Source organism: Kitasatospora sp. NPDC001540 (assembly GCF_042894345.1).
Classification (GTDB): Bacteria; Actinomycetota; Actinomycetes; order Streptomycetales; family Streptomycetaceae; genus Kitasatospora; species Kitasatospora phosalacinea_C.
This window is the reverse complement of sequence record NZ_JBIAVO010000001.1, coordinates 478,418-497,018: the sequence shown is the minus strand read 5'-3', so window position 1 is coordinate 497,018 and position 18,601 is coordinate 478,418. Positions and strand designations below refer to the sequence as shown.

The window sequence follows — 18,601 nt, the reverse complement described above, 5'->3', positions numbered from 1 at the left end:
GTCACCAGAGGTACTCGGCGATCCGGGCGCGCAGGGCCGCCGCGTCCAGCCCGTAGGCGGCCAGGTGCTCGGGGATCGAGCCGTAGTGCCGGTGCTCGGCCCTCGGGACGCCCAACGACAGGACGCGGTGCGGCAGGTGGGCCAGCGCCCGGTGCGCCTCGCGCTCCGAGGTACCCACCAGGTAGGGCTCCACCAGCACCACGTCGGCCCGCTCGCCCAGCGCGGCGCGCAGGCCCGCCGCGTCGAACGGGCGGACGGTGGCCGCGTACAGCACCGTCACGTCCAGCGTCCCGGTGGCCGCCAGCACCGCGTCCAGCATCGGGCCGACAGCCAGCACCACGCCCGCCAGGCGCGAACCGCGGCGCACCGTCAGGAACGCGCCCGGTTCGACCGGCTGCGGTTCGGCGTTGCGGTGCTCGGAGAGCCGGACGTACTGCAGGGTGTCCTCGGCGGCCACCGCGTGGCGCAGCAGCAGGTCGGCCTCGGCGGGATGGCCGGGGACGTGGACGTGCCAGTCCGGGAGGGTGTCGAGCAGCGCGACGTCGCCCGGGGCCATGTGGGTGCGGCCGCCGGCCGGCCAGTCGTAGGAACCGGCGGCGCTCACCAGGACCGCGCCGACGCCCTGGTGGACCAGGTCCAACTTCAGCTGCTCGAAGGGCCGTTCGATCAGGAAGCTGGCGAAGGTGTGCGCGATCGGCCGCAGCCCGGTCAGTGCCAGGCCGCCCGCCACGCCGATCAGCAACTGCTCGCGGATGCCGACGTTCACCACCCGGTCGGGGTGGGCGCGGGCCACCTCGGCGAACTGCGCCACCCCGATGTCGGCGAGCACCAGCGCGGTGCGCGGGTCCCGCTCCAGCAGCTCGGTGACGGTAGCGCCGAACTGCTCGCGCATGGTCGCCTCGTGGACGCTCTGCATGGTCTCTACTCCCCTGCGCTCAGCCGTACTTGGGTTCGGTGCGGGCCACCACCGCGTACGGGCGGCCCGGGTGCGGGGCGGTGAACGCCCGGTGCAGCTGCTCGTGGTCGCGGCCGTCCACGGTGGCCGTCGCCCAGCCCTCCCGGGCGAAGCGGGACGCGATGCCGCCGCTCCAGCCGTGCGTGGCCGAGGAGTTGTCGATCACCACGGCGTGCAGCCGCTCCAGGCCGACCGCCCCGGCGAAGGCCACCGCCTCGTGGTTGGAGCCCTCGTCGAACTCGGCGTCCCCGATCAGCACCCACACCGCCGGACCGTCCAGCCCCTGCGCCCGCAGGCCCAGCGCCGTCCCCACCGCCAGCGGCAGGCCGTGCCCCAGCGAACCGGAGCCGATCTCCGCGCCCGGCACCAGCAGCCGGTCCGGGTGGTGGCCCAGCGGCGAGTCGTAGTCGCCGAAGCTGTGCAGCAGCTCCACCGGGAAGAAGCCCTTCGCGGCCAGCACCGCGTAGTACGCCATCGGGCCGTGGCCCTTGGACAGCAGGAACCTGTCCCGGTCCGGCGCGTCCACGGTGCCCGGGCGCACGTTCAGCACCCGGTCGTACAGCACCCACAGCACGTCCCGGGTGGAGTGCGCGGCCGGGGAGTGCTTCTCGTCGCCCGTCATCAGGGCGATCAGGCCCGACAGGTCGGCGTACCCGCGGCCGCCGCCGGCCGTGCGGGTCGCCGGGCCCGCGTCCGCCGGGTCGCTCGCCGTGCTCGCCGTGCTCGTCGTGCTCGTCACGCTCGTCATGGGAGACAGCCTCTGACTTCAAGCGCGCTTGAAGTCAAGCGCCCGCTCCCCGGTATCGTGCACGGTCATGACGCCCTCCCGGCACGACGTCCTCACCATCGGCCAGCTCGCCGAGCGCAGCGGCCTGGCCACCTCCGCGCTGCGCTACTACGAGAGCCTCGGCCTGATCCACTCCACCCGCACCACCGGGAACCAGCGCCGCTACCCCCGCGCCGCCCTGCGCCGGATCGCCTTCGTCCGGGCCGCCCAGCAGGTCGGCCTCAGCCTCGACGAGGCCCGCGCCGCGCTCGCCCGGCTCCCCGAGGACCGCGCCCCCACCACCCGCGAGTGGAACGCCGTCGCCATCGCCTGGCAGCACCGCATCGACCGGCAGATCGCCGAACTCCAGCTGATGAAGGCCAAGTTGACCGGCTGCATCGGCTGCGGCTGCCTCTCCCTGACCCGCTGCGGCCTCTACAACGCCGGCGACCGCGCCGCCGCCGCCGGACCCGGCGCCCGCTACCTCCTCACCCGCGATCCGGACGGCGGCCCCGAACCCGGCCCCGTACCGGAGGCGGAGTGCTGATCCACCGCTTTCCCGGCCCGCCGCCGCACCGCCCGGCAGGCCGTCTATGCTGCCCCCGGAAGCGCGTTCCACCGACGGGGGAGCAGATATGACCGACCATCAGGAAATCCCGCTCGACTGGATGTCCGGCGACCCGAGCACGCCGCCCTCCGCCGAGCTCCGCCCGGAGATCCCGCACCCGGCCCGGATGTACGACTACTACCTCGGCGGCAAGGACAACTTCCCCGCCGACCGGGCCGCCGCCGAACAGGTCCTGTCGCTCAGCCCGCTGGTGCGGATCAGCGCCCAGGCCAACCGGGCCTTCCTGCAGCGGGCCGTGCGCACCCTCGCCGAGCTGGGCGTGCGGCAGTTCCTCGACATCGGCACCGGCATCCCCTCGGCCGGGAACACCCACGAGATCGCCCAGGCCGTCGACCCCGCCGCGAAGGTCGCCTACCTGGACAACGACCCGATCGTGCTGGTCCACGGTCGCGCCCTGCTGGCCGGCTCCCGGCCCGGCACCGTCAGCGTCCTGCAGGCCGACCTGCGCGAGCCCAAGGCGATCCTCGCCGACCCGGCCGTCCGCGAGCTGCTCGACCTCGAACAGCCGGTCGCCCTGCAGCTGTTCGCGATCCTGCACTTCATCGACGACGCCGACGACCCGTACGCGATCGTCCGCACCCTGGTCGACGCCCTGCCCTCCGGCAGCTACCTCGCCCTCTCGCACGCCACCGGCGACTTCGCCCCGCCGGAGGACGCGGCCAAGGGCCCCGCCGTCTACCGGTCCGCGACCGCCCAGCTCAGCATGCGCAGCCGCGCCCAGGTGCTGCGCTTCTTCGACGGCCTCGACCTGCTCGACCCCGGCCTGGTCACCGCCCCGCTGTGGCGCCCCGACCAGGCCCCGCAGGACACCGACCACGAGGTCGCGATCTGGGCCGGCGTCGCCCGCAAGCCCTGACCCGACGGCCCGCGGCGGCGGCGCCGGTGGGAGCATGACGGGAGCCCCGCCCCGACGGACAGGACACCCGCCATGACCACCGCACCGCCGCCCCTGGTCGACGCCGACTGGCTGGCCGCCCGGCTCGGCCGTCCCGGGCTCGTCGTCCTGGACGCGGGCGTCGGCGCGCACCGGCACCCGACGGTCCGCATCCCCGGCGCCCGGGAGTTCGACCTCGACGGCGCCCTCTCCGACCCCGCCTCCCCGCTGCCGCACACCGCGCCCGCCCCCGCCGACCTCCAGCGCGAACTGCGCGCCCTCGGCCTCGACGACGACTCCACCGCCGTCCTGTACGACGGCGCGGGCGTGTACTCCGCCCCGCGCGCCTGGTGGATGCTGCGCGCCGCCGGTTTCGACCGGGCCGCCGTCCTCGACGGCGGCCTGCCCGCCTGGCGCGCCGCCGGGCACCCCGTCAGCACCGAACGGCCCGCCGCCGCCCGGGCCGGGAACCTCACCGTCCGGCCCCGCCCCGGCCTGCTCCTCGACCGGGACGCCGTGGCCGCCGCCCTCGCCGACCCCGGCACCGCCGTCCTGGACGCCCGCGCCCACGACCGCTTCACCGGCGCCGCGCCCGAACCCCGCCCCCACCTGCGCCGCGGCCACCTGCCGGGCTCCACCAGCCTCCCCTTCACCGAACTCCTCGGCCCCGACGGCCGCTACCTCCCCCTCCCCGAGCTCCGCGCCCGCCTCGCCACCGCCACCGCGGGCCGCCCCCGCCTCGTCGCCTCCTGCGGCTCCGGCGTCACCGCCTGCGTCCTCGCCTTCGCCGCCCACCTCACCGGCCACCCCTCCCCCGCCGTCTACGACGGCTCCTGGTCGGACTGGGGCCGCCCGGAGACCGGCCTCCCGGTCGCCACCGGCGCGTAGCGGCCCCCGGCGGGGTCCGCCGCCGAAGAGCTCAACGGCTCCCGAGGGCGGTGTCGTGCTCCGCCGGTTCCGGTACCGGCGCGGCGAGTTCGGTGGGGGCGCGGGCGGGGACGAGCAGCACCGGGCCGAGGTGCGGCCGAGCCGCCGGCACTGGGCAGGCTGTTCGCGCAGCAGGGCGGGGACGCCGGGGTCGAGCGCGGCGGGACACTGCGGCCGCAGGCCGCCGAGGGGACGTCCGGGGTCGGGAGCGGGGCCGACGGGAAGCCGTACCCGTTCGCGGGGTGCCGGTGGGGGCGGGGACTGCGGCCGGTGCGCCCGGTGGTGCGGCGGTCGGCGTTTGTGCCCGCAGCCCGTGCGGGCACGAATCGTTCGGGACGGAGTGCGCCGACCTGGGGCGATCAGGACTCCGCCGATCAGCACGAGGGGACTTCCTTGACCGCGCAGACCCCGCAGACCCCGCCGACCCCGCCCGACGGAACGCCGCCGTACCCGACCGCACCGCCGCCGACCCCCGCGGCCCCGGTCCGCCGGTTCGACCTGCAGGGGTGGAGCGCCGTGGTGACCGCCCTGGTGGGCGTCGCCACCCTCGGAGCCGGGTTCGCGGGCGGCTACCTCACCCAGTCGCAGGGCGCCCCGGGGAGCCGGCCGCAGCCGACGGTCACCGTCACCGTCCCCGGCCCGACCGTCACGGTGACCGCCACCGCCGGAGCCGCCGCCGCGCCGACCGTCAACCCCCTGCCCGGCACGGCGCCGACCGGCCCGACGGCGAGCGCCGCCCGGGTGCTGCTGGCCTCGCCCGACGCCGGGCGCGGCGGGACGCGGACGGTGCTCACCGGACGGGGCTTCCCGCCCGGCGCGGTGCTCCGGATCTCCTTCGTGGTCAAGGCCGAAGGCGGCGGGGAGTACGCGCACCGGGACCTGCGGGACACCGAGTCCGACGCCGCCGGGGCCTTCTCGGTCGAGGTGTCCGTCCCGTCCGACCTGGACCTCTACACGGAGCGGAACACCTACCTGCGGGCCCAGGCCGGCGCCGACGGCGCGCCCGCCGAGACGGTGTTCGACCTGCTGCCCTGACCGGCGCTCAGGCCCGGCGCTGCTCCAGTTCCTGCCACAGCTCGTCGACGCGGACGGTGAGCTGCGTCAGGTCGCCGCTGTTGTCGAGGACCAGGTCGGCGACCGCCAGGCGCTCCTCGCGGCTCGCCTGGGCGGCCATCCGGGAGCGCGCCTCGTCCTCGGCCATGCCGCGCAACTCGACCAGGCGGCGCAGGCGTTCGGCGTCCGGGACGTCGATGACCACGACCAGGTCGTACAGCGGGGCGAGGCCGTTCTCGGCCAGCAGCGGGACGTCGTGCACCACGATCGCGTCCGGCCCGGCCGCGGCCTCCAGTTCGGCGGAGCGGGCCCGCACCAGCGGGTGGACGATGGCGTTCAGCTCGGCCAGCCGGGCCTGGTCCGCGAAGACCACCCGGCCGAGCGCGGGGCGGTCCAGCGAGCCGTCCGGGAGCAGCACCTGCGGCCCGAACCCGGCGACCACCGCGGCCAGTCCGGGCGTCCCGGGGGCGACCACCTCGCGGGCGATCACGTCCGAGTCGACGATCACCGCGCCGTGCGCGGCCAGTTGGCGGGAGACCTCGCTCTTGCCCGCGCCGATCCCGCCGGTCAGTCCGATCCTCAGCATGCCGCCAGGTTACCGGCCCGTACCGGGCGCGCCGCAGCGGCCCGGGGGGGGCGGAGGGCGAGGGACCGGGGGATCAGGCCAGGTCGAGGGAGTCCCCGGCGGTCAGCGTGCGGTACTCGACGCCGCCGGTGCCGGGGCCCTGCGGGCCGAGCAGCCGCCCGTGGATCGCCTGCCCGGCCTCGCTGAGCGTCGCCTCGTGGATCGCCACCGCCTGCCGGGGCCGGGCGTCGCGCAGGTAGTCGACCAGTTCGCCCGCCCGCAGCCAGGGCGCGCCCAGCGGCAGCAGCAGGGTGTCCACGGTGTCCGGCGGTACGGTCAGCGCGTCGCCCGGGTGGAAGGCCCGGCCGCCGAGCAGGAAGCCGATGTTCGGGATGCGCGGGATGTCGGGGTGGATCTCGGCGTGCCACTGGCCGTGCACCGTCACCGGCAGCCCGTCCAGGTCGAACGCGTCGCCGTCGCCGACCACCGTCACCTTCGCGCCGATGCCGTCCAGCTGCCGGGCCACCGAGGAGTTGGTGTACACCCGCAGGCCCGGGTTGGCCTCGATCGCGGCCCGGACCTGCGCCTCGGTGAAGTGGTCGGCGTGCTCGTGGGTGATCAGCAGGGCGCTCACGCCCGCCACCACCTCCGGTCCGCTGAACATCCCGGGGTCGATCAGCACCGCCCCCTCGGCGTGCTCGATCCGGACGCAGGCGTGGCCGTACTTCGTCAGTCGCATGTGGCCCAGCGTACGACCGGGGCTACGGCGCGCCCACCAGGCCGCGCGGCTTCACGCTCGGCTTCACCAGGCGCGGCGCGGGCAGCACCACCGGGCGCAGCGGGGGCAGTTCGACGTGCTCGTGCAGGCCGATGATCCGGTGCAGGCGGCGCAGCGGGGCGGGCGCCCACCAGTTGAGGCGGCCGAACAGCGTCATGGTGGCGGGCACCAGCAGGGTGCGGACCAGGGTGGCGTCCACCGCGACGGCGACGGCCAGCGCGATGCCCATCTGCTTGACCATGAGCATCTGCCCGGCGGCGAACCCGGCGAACACGATCACCATCAGCAACCCCGCCGAGGTGATGATCCGACCGCTGCGTTGCAGGCCCAGCTCCACCGACCTCGCGCAGTCGTACCCCTGGTCGTGCAGCTCCTTGATCCGCGACAGCAGGAACACCTCGTAGTCCATCGACAGCCCGAACGCGAAGGCGAACACCAGCACCGGGATCACCGTCTCCAGGCCGCCGGTCGGCGTGAACCCCAGCAGCGAACTGAAGTAGCCGTGCTGGAACACCAGGGTCAGCGCGCCCAGCGACGCCCCCAGCGACAGCACGTTCATCAGCAGCGCCTTCACCGGCAGCACCACCGATCCGGTCATCATGAACAGCAGCACCAGCGTCCCGGCCGCGACCAGGCCCAGCGCCCACGGCCCGCGCGAGCCGATCTCGCGCTGGAAGTCCACCAGCGAGGCCGCGTCGCCCGTCACGTGCGTGGCCAGCCCGCCGCGCTCCGCGCGCAGCTCGCCGACCACCCGCTTGGCCTCCGCGCCCTGCGGGTCGCCCTTCACCAGCACGTCCACGGTCTGCACGCCGTCCGAGACCGGCGTCACCGCCCGCACGCCGGAGACGCCCGGCAGCTTCGCGACCACCTGGTCCGCGTACTGCTGCGCCTGCTGCCGCGAGCCCTCGACGACCACCTGCACCGCCGCCGGGGCCTGGTCCGGGAAGCGCGCCTGCACCGTCTCGGCGACCTGCCGGGACGCGAAGCTCTTCGGCAGTACGTCCGCCCCCGAGTTGCGGAAGTGCGACCCCAGGAACGGCGCGCCCGCCGCCAGCAGCAGCGCCACGCAGGCCAGCATCACCGGCACCGCCCGGCGCTGCACCCGGCGCACCGTCCGGGAGAAGAAGCCCTCGTCCGGGACGGGCGCGGTCGGTGCCTTGACCTTCGCCCCCATGAAGCCCAGCAGCGCCGGCACCAGCGTCAGCGCCGCCGCCACCGCGATCACCACCACGCTCACGCCCGCCACCGCGACCGCCCGGAACACCGGACTGGTGAACACGAACAGTCCGCTCAGCGCGACCGCCACCGTCAGCCCCGAGAACGTCACCGTCCGGCCCGCCGTGGCCGCCGTCCGCTCCACCGCCTGCGCGATGTCCGCGCCGTGGCCGCGCTCCTCGCGGAAACGGTTCACCATCAGCAGCGCGTAGTCGATCGACAGGCCCAGGCCCAGTACGGTCGCGATCGGCAGCACCGAGGTGTCGATGTCCATCAGCTTGCTGAACCCGAACATCGCCAGCAGCGCCCCGCCCACCGAGGCGATCGCCCCGATGCCCGGCAGCCCCGCCGCGGCCAGCCCGCCGAACACCAGCACCATCACGACCAGCGTCAACGGCAGCGTGACGATCTCACCGAAACGGGTGTCCTTGGCGGTCTGGTCCTTGACCTCCTGCTGCAGCACCAGGTCGCCGCCGACCACGGTGCGCGCCCCGTCCGCGTCGATCTCCCCCAGCCGGTCGGTGACCGCCGCCAACTGCTTCGCCGTCGACCCGTCCGCCATCCGCACGCTCACCAGCGACGCCTTGCCGTCGCTCGCGGTCAACTGCCCGCCCGTCGAGTACGTGTCCGCCACCGAGACCACGCCCGGCAGCTTCGCCACCTCCGCACTCGCCCGCTGGACGGCCGCCCTCACGCCGTCGCCGCTCGTCGGCGGCCCGTCCACCACCGCCGTCACGGTGCCCTGCACCGGGTCCGCCGCCTGTACGACGGCCGTACCCGCCGCCGACTCCGACCCCCCGCTACCGGTGGCCGCCACCGACCCCTCGAACACCCGCCCGCCGATCACCACCCCCACCGCGAGCACCAGCGCCCAGAACGCCAACACCCAACGACGGTGCCGGAAGCACACTCGCCCCAGCGCGGCCAAACGACCGGGAACCTGGGAAACCTGGACCTCTGCTGCGGTGGAGCGGGAGCTGCGCATGCGGGGAGCCTTTCGGACAAGTCCCCTCAATGTATGCGTGAGTGCGCTTTCGTCCTATAGGCGGACGATGAGCCTCATCTCACAATTCCCTTCACGTAAGCGTCACTTAAGCTCCACGCCTCGCCCACCCACCCACCCGTGCGCGCACCGCGAAAGTGCACGGAGGGAGAGCGCTGCGCGCGGCAGAACGGAGGCGAGAGGGCACACCCGGCGAGCACCCGGGGAGGGAGGCGCTGCACGCGGCAGAGCAACGGGGGGAGGGGGCGCTGCACGCGGCGGAGCCACGGGGAGGGGGCGTTGCGCACGGCGAACACCCGGAGGGAAGGCGCTGCGCGCGGCAGAGCAACGGGAGGATGGGCGCGTCCCGGCAAGCACCCGCAGGGAAGGCGCTGCCGCGCGGCCGAGGACCGACCGACGGGCCGTGGTTGCGCGCAGCGCCCGCCCGCAGAGCTGGCGCACGCCTCTCCCGGCGGCGAGCCCACGCAAGGAAGGCGCAGCACGCAACGGGAAAGGCCGACGGCCGTGGTTGCACAGCGCCCGCGCCGCGGAAGCTGGCGCCCGTCCCACCCAGTGACGCGCGCACGGGCGGGCGGGGCAGCACAAAACAGCACCCCCAGCCACGCACAGCGCCCGCGCCGCGGAGCTGGCGCACGTCCCACCCAGCGGCGCGCGCACGGGTGGGCGGGTGGGGCAGCGCAAGACAGCACCCCCCAGCCGCGCGCAGCGCCCCCCGTACACCTTCGCGGCGCGCGCACGGGCGGGCGGGTGGGCGGGGCAGCGCAAAACAGCGACCCCCCGCCCAGGGAAACCCTGGAACGGGGGGTCGCTGTTCAGTCAGCTAGGCAGCCGCCGAAGCGTAGCGCTTCAGCTCTGGCCGCCGGCCAGCTTCTCGCGGAGCGCGGCCAGGGCCTCGTCCGAGGCGAGCGCGCCGGAGCCCTCGTCGCTGCTGGAGGAGTACGAGCCGCCACCGGTGACCGGGGCCTCCTCGCCCGCCTCGGCGGCGGCAGCCGCGTCGGCCTCGCGGGACTTGATGACCTGGGCCTGGTGCTGCTCGAAGCGGGCCTGGGCCTCGGCGTACTGCCGCTCCCACTCCTCGCGCTGCTTCTCGAAGCCGGGCAGCCAGTCGTTCGCCTCGGGGTCGAAGCCCTCCGGGTAGATGTAGTTGCCCTGGTCGTCGTAGGACGCGGCCATGCCGTACAGGGTCGGGTCGAACTCGACCGACGCCGGGTCGGCACCGAGGGACTCGTTGGCCTGCTTCAGCGAGAGGCTGATGCGGCGGCGCTCGAGGTCGATGTCGATGACCTTGACGAAGATCTCGTCGCCGACCTGGACGACCTGCTCCGGGATCTCGACGTGGCGCTCGGCCAGCTCGGAGATGTGGACCAGGCCCTCGATGCCCTCGTCCACGCGGACGAACGCACCGAACGGAACCAGCTTGGTGACCTTACCCGGCACGACCTGGGAGATCTGGTGCGTGCGGGCGAACTGCTGCCACGGGTCCTCCTGGGTCGCCTTCAGCGACAGGGAGACGCGCTCGCGGTCCATGTCCACGTCGAGGACCTCGACGGTGACCTCCTGGCCGACCTCGACAACCTCGTTCGGGTGGTCGATGTGCTTCCAGGACAGCTCGGAGACGTGCACCAGACCGTCGACGCCGCCGAGGTCGACGAACGCACCGAAGTTGACGATCGAGGAGACGACGCCGGAGCGCACCTGGCCCTTCTGCAGGGTGGTGAGGAAGGTCTGGCGGACCTCGCTCTGGGTCTGCTCCAGCCAGGCGCGGCGGGACAGGACCACGTTGTTGCGGTTCTTGTCCAGCTCGATGATCTTCGCCTCGAGCTCCTTGCCCACGTAGGGCTGGAGGTCGCGGACGCGGCGCATCTCGACCAGCGAGGCCGGGAGGAAGCCGCGGAGGCCGATGTCGAGGATGAGACCACCCTTGACGACCTCGATGACGGTACCGGTGACGATGCCGTCCTCTTCCTTGATCTTCTCGATCGTGCCCCAGGCGCGCTCGTACTGCGCACGCTTCTTGGACAGGATGAGGCGACCCTCCTTGTCCTCCTTCTGGAGAACCAGGGCCTCGATGTTGTCGCCGACGGAGACAACCTCGTGGGGGTCGACGTCGTGCTTGATCGAGAGCTCGCGGGACGGGATGACACCCTCGGTCTTGTAACCGATGTCGAGGAGCACCTCGTCACGGTCGACCTTCACGATGACGCCCTCAACGATGTCGCCGTCGTTGAAGTACTTGATGGTCTCGTCGATCGCCGCGAGGAACGCGTCCGCGTCGCCGATGTCGTTGACCGCAACCTGCGGGGTGGTGCTGACAGAGGTGTCGGTGGGGCTCGTCATTAGGAAAAGGGCTCCGGTACGGACATGAAGTCGTAGTAATGCCACGCGGAGGGCCCTGATCGCTCCCACCGAAAGCCGTACAGGCCAGAAAACGGCCCACCGGAAGGACTCCCGCTCACGACAGGGTCCCGGTGTCCGTCTGACGACCGTGGGGTCTTCGACAGATGCGAGCGCGACCTGCTCCGTCCGAGGCGCGCAGGCCCGCAGCGCAACTTGTAGCATACGGGGACACCCAGGCACGGTCAACGTCGAAGCCGACGAGACCGGTAGAGGCCGGGACGGATCAGGCCATATCCTCCGAAAGCGCACCTCGCGGTGGCTGGAACACCGGCCCTACCCCGGATGCCACCGCCCGATCCGGTCCCCGTACGGGGCCAGCTCCGCAGCAGCAGCGCTTCCGCAAGCCCATAGCCTACTTGACGTCCCGCCCCGGCTCGCGCCGGGGGCGGACCCGCCCCGGCCCAGAGCGGCCTCCCCGACGCACCAGGTGACGAATTCCATGACCCACTCCACCCCCGCGCCCGACGACTACGACCCCGCCGGGTACGACGTCCCCTCCGTCCCCGAGCCGGTGGACGAGGAGGAGGACGGCGACGAGGCGCTGCGGCGGGAGGCCGGGGAGCAGGAGTCGAGCCGGGCCAGCCGGCACTGGTGGGACCGCAACGCCGACGACTACCAGGACGAGCACGGCGAGTTCCTCGGCGACGACCGGTTCACCTGGTGCCCGGAGGGCGTGGACGAGGCCGAGGCCCGGCTGCTCGGCGACCCGGCCGGGCTGAAGGGCGCGGACGTGCTGGAGATCGGCTCCGGCGCCGCGCAGTGCTCGCGCTGGCTGGCCGCGCAGGGCGCCCGCCCGGTCGCGCTGGACATCTCCTACCGGCAGTTGCAGCACTCCCGCCGGATCGACCTGGGCCGCGGCCTGGAGCCCGTCGCCGTGGTGCAGGCGGACGCGGCGGTGCTGCCGTTCGCCGACGGCTCCTTCGACCACGCCTGCTCGGCGTACGGCGCGGTGCCGTTCAGCGCGGACACCGGGCGGCTGATGCGCGAGGTGCACCGGGTGCTGCGCCCCGGCGGGCGCTGGGTGTTCTCGGTGACCCACCCGATCCGCTGGGCGTTCCCGGACGAGCCCGGGGTGGAGGGCCTGACCGCCACCTCCTCCTACTTCGACCGCACCCCGTACGTCGAGCAGGACGAGCAGGGCGTCGCCACCTACGTCGAGCACCACCGCACCGTCGGCGACCGGGTGCGGGAGCTGGTCGCGGCCGGGTTCGCGCTGGTCGACCTGGTCGAGCCGGAGTGGCCGGAGGAGCTGGAGCAGGAGTGGGGCGGCTGGAGCCCGCTGCGCGGGCGGCACATCCCCGGCACCGCGATCTTCGTCGCCGTCCGGAACGGCTGAGCGCGGTGCGCCCCGGGGGGAGGGACCTGCCCGTCGCCGCGGTGCTCCCCGAGCTGGCCGCGGCCCTGGACGGGAACGGCGCCGCGGTGCTGTCCGCGCCGCCCGGCACCGGCAAGACCACCCTGGTGCCGCTCGCCCTGGCCGGGCTGCTCGGCGGCCCGCCCCGGCGGGTGCTGGTCGCCGAACCGCGCCGGCTCGCGGTGCGGGCGGCGGCCCGGCGGATGGCCTGGCTGCTGGACGAACCGGTCGGCCGCCGCGTCGGGTTCACCGTCCGCGGCGAACGGCGGGTCGGCCCCGGCACCCTGGTCGAGGTGGTCACCACCGGCGTCCTGCTGCAGCGCCTGCAGCGCGACCCCGAACTGCCGGGCGTGGACGCGGTGGTGCTCGACGAGTGCCACGAACGCCACCTGGACGCCGACACCGCGCTGGCCTTCCTGCTGGACGTCCGGGCCGCGCTCCGCCCCGAACTGCGCCTGCTGCTGGCCTCCGCGACCGCCGACACCGAGGCCTGGGCCGAACTGCTGGACGGCGCGCCCGTGGTGGCCGCCGAGGGCGTCTCGCACCCGGTGGAGACCGTCTGGGCCCCGCCGCCCGCCGCCGCCCGCCCCCCGCACGGCACCCGGGTCGACCCCGCGCTGCTCGCGCACGTCGCGGCGACGGTCCGCCGGGCGCTGGCCGAACGCGAGGGCGACGTGCTGTGCTTCCTGCCGGGCGTGGGCGAGATCGCCCGGGTGGCCGGGCAGTTGACCGGCGTGGACGTCCTGCAACTGCACGGGCAGGCGCCGCAGGCCGTGCAGGACGCGGCCCTGACCGCCGGGCAGCGGCGGCGGGTGGTGCTGGCCACCTCGGTCGCCGAGTCCTCGCTGACGGTGCCGGGCGTCCGGGTCGTGGTCGACTCCGGGCTGACCAGGGAACCGCGCACCGACCACGCCCGCGGCCTGTCCGGGCTGGTCACCGTCCGCACCTCGCTGGCCGCGGCCCGGCAGCGCGCCGGACGCGCCGGACGCGAGGCCCCCGGCACCGTCTACCGCTGCTGGGCCGAGGCCGAGGACGCCCGCGCCGCCCGCTTCCCCACCCCCGAGATCGCCCTCGCCGACCTCACCTCCTTCGCCCTCCAGGCCGCCTGCTGGGGCGACCCCGACGCCACCGGCCTCACCCTCCCCGACCCGCCGCCCGCCGGGGCGATGGCCGCCGCCCGCGGCGTCCTGCACGCCCTCGCCGCCGTCGGCCCCGACGGCCGCCCCACCGACCGCGGCCGCGCCATCGCCCGCACCGGCCTGCACCCCCGCCTCGCCCGCGCCCTGCTCGACGGTGCCCCCGCGGTCGGCCCGCGCCGCGCCGCCGAACTCGTCGCCCTGCTCTCCGAGGAACCCCCGCGCGCCCTCGGCGACGACCTCGCCGAGATCCACCGCACCGTCCGCCGCTCCCCCACCGACCCGTACGCCCGCCGCTGGAAGGACGAGACCCGCCGCCTGGAACGCGCCCTGACCCTCCCGGACGGAACGGGCGAACCGAACGGCGAAGGCAGCGGCAGCGGCAGCGGCAGCGGCGACGCCGCGGCCGGGCTGTCGGACGCCGTCGCGGCCGGGCTGGTGGTCGGGCTGGCGTACCCGGAGCGGGTCGCGCGGGCCCGGGAGGGCGGGGAGGGGGCGTACCTGATGGCGTCCGGGACGGCCGCGCAGCTGTCGCCCGGCTCGCGGCTGCCGTCCGGCGGCTGGCTGGCCGTCGCGGTCGCCGACCGGCCCGCCGGGGCGCCGTCCGCGCGGGTGCTGCGGGCGGTGGCGGTGGACGAGGCGACGGCCCGGCGGGCGGCCGCGCCGCTGCTGGCGGCGCGCGAGGAGGTGCGCTGGTCGGCGCGGCAGCGGGAGGTGACCGCCCGGCGGGTGGAGGCGCTGGGGGCGATCGAGTTGGCGGCCGTGCCGCTGGCGGCGCCCGATCCGGCGCTGCTGCGGGCCGCGCTGCTGGAGGGCCTGGAACGCGAGGGCGTCTCCGCGCTGCTGAGCTGGCCGCCGGCCGCGAGCGGGCTGCGCGAGCGGCTCGCCTTCCTGCACCGGACGATCGGCGAACCGTGGCCGGACGTCACGGACGCCGCGCTGCTGGCCGCCGCCGAGCAGTGGCTGGAGCCCGAACTCTCCCGGGCCCGGCGCCGCGCCGACCTGGAGCGGATCGACACCGCCGCCGCCCTGCAGCGCCTGCTGCCCTGGGCGAGCGGCCAGGCCGGACGGCTGGACGAGCTGGCCCCGGAGCGGATCACCGTGCCCAGCGGCAGCCGGATCCGGGTCGACTACGCGTCCGACCCCGAACGCCCGGTCCTGGCCGTCAAGCTGCAGGAGCTGTTCGGCTGGGACGCGGCCCCGGCCCTCGCCGGGGGCAAGGTCCCGCTCACCGTCCACCTGCTCTCCCCCGCGGGGCGCCCGGCCGCCGTCACCGGCGACCTCGCCGCGTTCTGGCGCACCGGCTACCCGGCCGTCCGCGCCGACCTCCGCGGCCGCTACCCCCGCCACCCCTGGCCCGAGGACCCCACCACGGCGGAGGCCACCCGCCGCGCCAATCCCCGCAGGTGACGCCGCGTCACCTGGCGCCGCTCTTCGTTTCTCGGGTGCGCCTCTGCCGCGCGTGCGCGGGTGGGCGGGCGGGGGCAGGGGGCAAGGGGGCCGTCAGCCCCACTCCTCCGCCAGCGCCGCCATGTCGATGTCGTCGATCCACTCGTCCGCGTGGCGCAGCACCTGGCGCCGCACCCCCTCGACCTTGAACCCGGCCTTCTCGTAGGCGCGTTGGGCGCGGCCGTTGAAGGCGTAGACGGAGAGCGAGACGCGGTTGAGGCCGAGGGCGCGGAGGGCGTGGTCGGTGAGGAGGCGGACGGCCTCGGTGCCGAGGCCGCGGTCGCGGCCGTCGGGGCCGAGGGCGATCCGGAGGTTGCAGGCGCGGTTGGGTTCGTCCCACTCGTTGAGGACGACCTCGCCGACGCCGCGGCCGGTGGCGCGGTCGACGACGATCAGGTCGAGGCGGTCGGTCTGGTCGTTGCGGGTGGTGTACCAGTCGACGACGCGACGTTCCATCGCCTCGTCCCACTCGGGGGGTTCGGGGGTGTAGGCCTGCGAGGTGTAGCGGAGCACCTCCGGGTCGTTGATCATGGCCCGGAGCATGGGGAGGTCCTCCTCCGGCCGGACGGGCCGCAGGAGGGCCTTGTCGCCCACCAGGGTGGGTTTCTCCGCGAACGTGGTGAAGGTCGGCATCCGGCCAGTCTCGGAGGACCGGCCGGACGCCCGCAAACCGTTTACGCCCGCAAGCCGTTACGCCCGCAAGCCGTTCGATCCCGCGACGGGGTGTCAGTGCGCCGCGGTCTCCCAGTTCGCTCCGGCACCGACCGAGACGTCGAGCGGGGCGCGCAGCGGGTACGCGCCGGCCATCTGCTCGCGGACGAGGGCCTCGACCTGCTCGCGCTCGCCGGGGGCGACCTCCAGGACGATCTCGTCGTGCACCTGGAGCAGCATCCGGGTGCCGAGCCCGGCGGCGCGCAGCGCCTCGTCGACCCGGAGCATGGCGATCTTGACGATGTCGGCGGCGGAGCCCTGGATGGGGGCGTTGAGGGCCATCCGCTCGGCCATCTCGCGGCGCTGCCGGTTGTCGCTGGTGAGGTCGGGCAGGTAGCGGCGGCGGCCGAGCAGCGTCTCGGTGTAGCCGACGGCGCGGGCCTCCTCGACCACGTCGTGCAGGTAGTCGCGGACGCCGCCGAAGCGCTCGAAGTAGGTGTCCATCAGGCCCTGGGCCTCGGCGGGCTTGATGCCGAGCTGCTGGGAGAGGCCGTACGCGGAGAGGCCGTAGGCGAGGCCGTAGGACATCGCCTTGATCTTGCGGCGCATCTCGGCGTCGACGGCGCCGGGGGCGACGGCGAAGACCTGGGAGGCGACGGTGGTGTGCAGGTCCTCGCCGCTGGTGAAGGCCTCGATCAGGGCCTCGTCCTCGGAGAGGTGGGCCATGATGCGCAGTTCGATCTGCGAGTAGTCGGCGGTGAGCAGCGTCTCGTAGCCCTCGCCGACCACGAAGGCGCGGCGGATGGCGCGGCCCTCCTCGGTGCGGACGGGGATGTTCTGCAGGTTCGGGTCCTGGGAGGAGAGGCGGCCGGTGGCGGCGACCATCTGGTTGAAGGTGGTGTGGATCCGGCCCTGCGGGGAGACGGTCTTGAGCAGGCCCTCGACGGTGGTGCGGAGCTTGGCCTGGTCGCGGTGGCGGAGCAGGATGACCGGGAGCTCGTTGGTGGTCTGGGTGGCGAGCCAGGTGAGCGCGTCGGCGTCGGTGGTGTAGCCGGTCTTGATCTTCTTGGTCTTCGGCAGGCCGAGGTCGCCGAACAGGACCTCCTGGAGCTGCTTGGGCGAGCCGAGGTTGAACTCGCGCCCGGCCGCGGCGTGCGCCTCCTCGACGCAGCGCTGGATCTCGGCGGCGAACTGGGCCTCCAGGCCCTGCAGCCAGGCGCGGTCGGCGGCGATGCCGTGGCGCTCCATCCGGGCGAGGAGTTCGGCGATCGGCAGTTCCATGTCGTGGAACAGCTCGACCGCGCCGACCTCGGCGAGCCGGGCGTCGAACAGGGCGGCGAGGTCGTGGACGGCGCGGGCCTCGGTCATCAGGGCCTGGGCGCCGGCCGTCGGGTCGGGCTCGTCGGAGTCGAAGCTGAGCTGGCCGGTCTCGGCCTGGGCGGCGGGGGCGAGCGAGCGGCCGAGGTACTCCTCGGCGAGGACGTCGAGGGTGAAGGCGCGGCGGCCGGGCTTCTCCAGGTAGGCGGCGAGCGCGGTGTCGGCGGTGACGCCGGCGAACTGCCAGCCCTGCTCGGCGAAGGCCCGCATGACCTGCTTGGCGATGTGCAGGGCCTTGGGGCGCTTGGGGTCGGCGAGCCAGGCGGTGAAGGCGCGGTCGTCGTCCTCGGCGAGCGCGGCGGGGTCGAACCAGGCGGCGGCGGTGCCGGTGGCGAGGGCGATCTGGTCGACCTTGCCGCTGCCCAGCGCCCAGGTGTAGTCGGCGGCGAGCGCGGTGCGGGCGTCCTCGCCGGCGTGCTGCTCCAGCCAGGCGGCGAGCGCGCCGGGTTCGGTGAGCAGGTCGCCGTCGACGGCGGGCCCGGCCGGGACCTCCACGGCGGCGGCGCCCTCGGCCCCGGCCGGGTCGATCCCGGCGATCCGGTCGCGGAAGTTGGGGTTGCGGAACTCCAGCGCCTCCATCAGCCGGGCGACCTCGTCCTTGTCGAACGGGGCGCGCTCCAACTGCTGGACACCGAGCGGGAGTTCGACGTCCCTCACCAGCTCGGTGAGGAAGCGGTTGCGCTTGACGGAGTCGAGGTGCTCGCGGAGCTTCTCGCCGACCTTGCCCTTGACCTCGTCGGCCCGCTCGACCAGTTCGGCGAAGGAGCCGAACTGGTTGACCCACTTCGCGGCGGTCTTCTCGCCGACGCCGGGGATGCCGGGCAGGTTGTCGGACGGGTCGCCGCGCAGGGCGGCGAGGTCCGGGTACTGGTCGGGGCGGACGCCGTACTTCTCGACGACCTTCTCCGGGGTGTAGCGCGTCAACTCGGAGACGCCCTTGGTGGGGTACAGCACGGTGACGTGCTCGTTGACGAGCTGGAGCGAATCCCGGTCGCCGGTGACGATCAGCACCTCGAAGCCCTCGGCCGCGGCGGCGGTGGCCAGGGTGGCGATGACGTCGTCGGCCTCGAAGCCCTCGGCGGTGATCCGGGGCACCCGCATGGCGTCGAGCAGTTCGCCGATCAGCGGGACCTGGCTGCGGAACTCGTCCGGCGTGGCGGAGCGGTTGGCCTTGTACTCGGGGAACTCGGCTGAGCGGAAGGTCTGCCGGGAGAGGTCGAAGGCCACCGCGAGGTGGGTGGGCCGCTCGTCCCGCACGGTGTTGGCCAGCATGGAGGCGAAGCCGTAGACGGCGTTGGTGTGCTGGCCGGTGGCGGTGGAGAAGTTCTCCACCGGCAGGGCGAAGAAGGCCCGGTAGGCCATCGAATGCCCGTCCAGCAGCATCAGCCGGGGCCGTTCGGCCGCCCTCTTACCCGCACCCTGTGTCGCCACGTCACGTCCCGTCCTGCCGGTTGCACTGCCTCCCCGATCCTA

The 18,601-nt window shown here is 74.5% G+C and carries 14 protein-coding genes; 6 read left to right on the top strand and 8 right to left on the bottom strand.

From position 1 onward, the window contains the following. Position 1 precedes the first annotated feature (1 nt). Together ACFY00_RS02240 and ACFY00_RS02235 are read right to left on the bottom strand one after the other, a co-directional pair. Positions 2–916, bottom strand: a complete 915-nt coding sequence (locus tag ACFY00_RS02240) for a transketolase family protein (protein ID WP_388026318.1) — start codon at positions 914–916, stop codon at positions 2–4. Positions 917–935: 19 nt separating this feature from the next. Further along, complete coding sequence (locus ACFY00_RS02235; protein ID WP_388026579.1) at positions 936–1,577, bottom strand: transketolase; 642 nt, start codon at positions 1,575–1,577, stop codon at positions 936–938. 193 nt (positions 1,578–1,770) lie between these two features. On the opposite strand from ACFY00_RS02235, the gene soxR reads away from it, so the two are divergent. The 4 genes from soxR (at position 1,771) to ACFY00_RS02215 (ending at position 5,185) form a co-directional block, all read left to right on the top strand. After that, positions 1,771–2,268, top strand: coding sequence for a redox-sensitive transcriptional activator SoxR (gene soxR / locus ACFY00_RS02230; protein WP_388026317.1), 498 nt, complete (start codon positions 1,771–1,773; stop codon positions 2,266–2,268). An 88-nt stretch (positions 2,269–2,356) separates the two neighbouring features. Further along, positions 2,357–3,205, top strand: coding sequence for an SAM-dependent methyltransferase (locus ACFY00_RS02225; protein ID WP_388026315.1), 849 nt, complete (start codon positions 2,357–2,359; stop codon positions 3,203–3,205). 72 nt (positions 3,206–3,277) lie between these two features. After that, entirely contained in the window at positions 3,278–4,111 is an 834-nt protein-coding gene (locus ACFY00_RS02220) for a sulfurtransferase (protein ID WP_388026313.1), read from the top strand. A gap of 432 nt (positions 4,112–4,543) precedes the next feature. After that, positions 4,544–5,185, top strand: coding sequence for a hypothetical protein (locus ACFY00_RS02215; RefSeq protein ID WP_388026312.1), 642 nt, complete (start codon positions 4,544–4,546; stop codon positions 5,183–5,185). A 7-nt stretch (positions 5,186–5,192) separates the two neighbouring features. Here the strand turns inward: ACFY00_RS02215 and coaE are convergent, their stop codons facing one another. The 4 genes from coaE to rpsA form a co-directional block, all read right to left on the bottom strand. After that, positions 5,193–5,789, bottom strand: coding sequence for a dephospho-CoA kinase (gene coaE, locus ACFY00_RS02210; RefSeq protein WP_388026311.1), 597 nt, complete (start codon positions 5,787–5,789; stop codon positions 5,193–5,195). 73 nt (positions 5,790–5,862) lie between these two features. After that, positions 5,863–6,507: an MBL fold metallo-hydrolase gene (locus tag ACFY00_RS02205; RefSeq protein ID WP_388026309.1), complete on the bottom strand. Its 645-nt coding sequence runs from the start codon at positions 6,505–6,507 to the stop codon at positions 5,863–5,865. A 22-nt stretch (positions 6,508–6,529) separates the two neighbouring features. After that, complete coding sequence (locus ACFY00_RS02200) at positions 6,530–8,647, bottom strand: MMPL family transporter (RefSeq protein WP_388026308.1); 2,118 nt, start codon at positions 8,645–8,647, stop codon at positions 6,530–6,532. Between the two features lie 963 nt (positions 8,648–9,610). Further along, a complete protein-coding gene (gene rpsA, locus ACFY00_RS02195; RefSeq protein WP_388026307.1) occupies positions 9,611–11,101 on the bottom strand; it encodes a 30S ribosomal protein S1 in 1,491 nt (496 codons plus the stop codon). A 499-nt stretch (positions 11,102–11,600) separates the two neighbouring features. Between rpsA and ACFY00_RS02190 the strand changes: the two genes are divergently transcribed. Both ACFY00_RS02190 and hrpB read left to right on the top strand, forming a co-directional pair. Continuing rightward, positions 11,601–12,497: a class I SAM-dependent methyltransferase gene (locus ACFY00_RS02190; RefSeq protein ID WP_388026305.1), complete on the top strand. Its 897-nt coding sequence runs from the start codon at positions 11,601–11,603 to the stop codon at positions 12,495–12,497. Positions 12,498–12,502: 5 nt separating this feature from the next. After that, positions 12,503–15,061, top strand: coding sequence for an ATP-dependent helicase HrpB (gene hrpB, locus ACFY00_RS02185; RefSeq protein WP_388026303.1), 2,559 nt, complete (start codon positions 12,503–12,505; stop codon positions 15,059–15,061). A 93-nt stretch (positions 15,062–15,154) separates the two neighbouring features. Here hrpB and ACFY00_RS02180 read toward each other — a convergent pair whose 3' ends face one another. Together ACFY00_RS02180 and polA are read right to left on the bottom strand one after the other, a co-directional pair. Further along, positions 15,155–15,733 carry a GNAT family N-acetyltransferase gene (locus ACFY00_RS02180; protein WP_388026301.1) on the bottom strand — a complete coding sequence of 193 codons (579 nt, stop codon included), beginning with the start codon at positions 15,731–15,733 and terminating at the stop codon, positions 15,155–15,157. Positions 15,734–15,826: 93 nt separating this feature from the next. Next, on the bottom strand, positions 15,827–18,559 hold the full coding sequence (gene polA, locus ACFY00_RS02175; protein WP_388026299.1) for a DNA polymerase I: 2,733 nt from the start codon (positions 18,557–18,559) through the stop codon (positions 15,827–15,829). Positions 18,560–18,601: the final 42 nt, after the last annotated feature.

Bases quoted from the DNA above. Each gene is read 5' to 3' on its own strand.
- ACFY00_RS02240 (WP_388026318.1), bottom strand. From the start codon at position 916: ATGCAGAGCGTCCACGAGGCGACCATGCGCGAGCAGTTCGGCGCTACC.
- ACFY00_RS02235 (WP_388026579.1), bottom strand. From the start codon at position 1,577: ATGACGGGCGACGAGAAGCACTCCCCGGCCGCGCACTCCACCCGGGAC.
- soxR (WP_388026317.1), top strand. From the start codon at position 1,771: ATGACGCCCTCCCGGCACGACGTCCTCACCATCGGCCAGCTCGCCGAG.
- ACFY00_RS02225 (WP_388026315.1), top strand. From the start codon at position 2,357: ATGACCGACCATCAGGAAATCCCGCTCGACTGGATGTCCGGCGACCCG.
- ACFY00_RS02220 (WP_388026313.1), top strand. From the start codon at position 3,278: ATGACCACCGCACCGCCGCCCCTGGTCGACGCCGACTGGCTGGCCGCC.
- coaE (WP_388026311.1), bottom strand. From the start codon at position 5,789: ATGCTGAGGATCGGACTGACCGGCGGGATCGGCGCGGGCAAGAGCGAG.
- ACFY00_RS02205 (WP_388026309.1), bottom strand. From the start codon at position 6,507: ATGCGACTGACGAAGTACGGCCACGCCTGCGTCCGGATCGAGCACGCC.
- rpsA (WP_388026307.1), bottom strand. From the start codon at position 11,101: ATGACGAGCCCCACCGACACCTCTGTCAGCACCACCCCGCAGGTTGCG.
- ACFY00_RS02190 (WP_388026305.1), top strand. From the start codon at position 11,601: ATGACCCACTCCACCCCCGCGCCCGACGACTACGACCCCGCCGGGTAC.
- ACFY00_RS02180 (WP_388026301.1), bottom strand. From the start codon at position 15,733: ATGCCGACCTTCACCACGTTCGCGGAGAAACCCACCCTGGTGGGCGAC.